The organism is Aeromonas lusitana (assembly GCF_002812985.1).
GTDB classification, from domain to species: domain Bacteria; phylum Pseudomonadota; class Gammaproteobacteria; order Enterobacterales; family Aeromonadaceae; genus Aeromonas; species Aeromonas lusitana.
In genome coordinates, this window is record NZ_PGCP01000060.1 from 1 (window position 1) to 860 (window position 860).

The following is an 860-nucleotide window of genomic DNA, read 5'->3' on the forward strand; positions in this document are numbered from 1 at the left end:
CGAGTCCCTCTCTTCGCACCATACTTGCTGTATGACGAGGATGACTGTCAGGTCATCTTTGTATTTTAGAAATACCCCATCGGTGATTAGCGCAGCCCGGTAGCGCATCTGGTTTGGGACCAGAGGGTCAAAGGTTCGAATCCTTTATCACCGACCACATTTGAAAACCTCGCTTCGGCGGGGTTTTTGCTTTTCTGCGATCCGCACGGCCGTTTCTGTCACGTCTCTTTACACTTCTGTTGGCGCCGAAATGGCGCGAGTTCGCTATGCTGGGTGCCAGACTCACGAGACAGTGGGCTCCATGGAACAGTTTCAGGCACCTCTCTTATGCAGCACAATACTCTACAGCCCGGCCTGTTGGCCCTGCTCACCCTGACGCTGGGTGGTTGCGCTGCCCTGCAGCCCAAACCGGATGCACTCATGCTGGGCGTCTCACCAAAAACCACCCATACGACTGCTTATACCTTGATAACCAGCGGGGGATTCTGTGTGACGCTGAGCGAGCAGGGATCTCTGCTGACCCAAGAGTGTGACAAGGGCCCGAATCAGCAGTTCGACTGGGATGCGGGGGCACTGCAGTTGGCCCAGCGCTGCCTGATCGCCAAGGGGGATGACGAGCTCACCCTGGCGGATTGTCAGGATGACAGTCATCAATGGCAGTGGCAGGCGGATCGTCTGTTCAATCGGCAACTGTCACTGTGCCTGGACGTGGCAGGCCGTCGCCACCACCCTGGGACGCCGCTGCGGCTGGCGGAGTGCTACGGTGGTGCCAACCAGAGCTTTGAGTGGAAGCAAGAGGGCGGCCTGCTGGACAGCCTGGCACTGCCCAAGCTGGCCTGGTAAGCCGGGTCCGTGGCGTG

Annotated in this window: 1 protein-coding gene and 1 tRNA gene; both read left to right on the forward strand. The window is 58.7% G+C overall.

What is annotated here, in order from left to right; all coding sequences use genetic code 11:
• Positions 1-80: 80 nt before the first annotated feature.
• A tRNA-Pro gene (locus tag CUC44_RS20865) sits at positions 81-157 on the forward strand.
• A 170-nt stretch (positions 158-327) separates the two neighbouring features.
• Positions 328-843, forward strand: coding sequence for an RICIN domain-containing protein (locus tag CUC44_RS20870; protein WP_100861764.1), 516 nt, complete (start codon positions 328-330; stop codon positions 841-843).
• Positions 844-860: the final 17 nt, after the last annotated feature.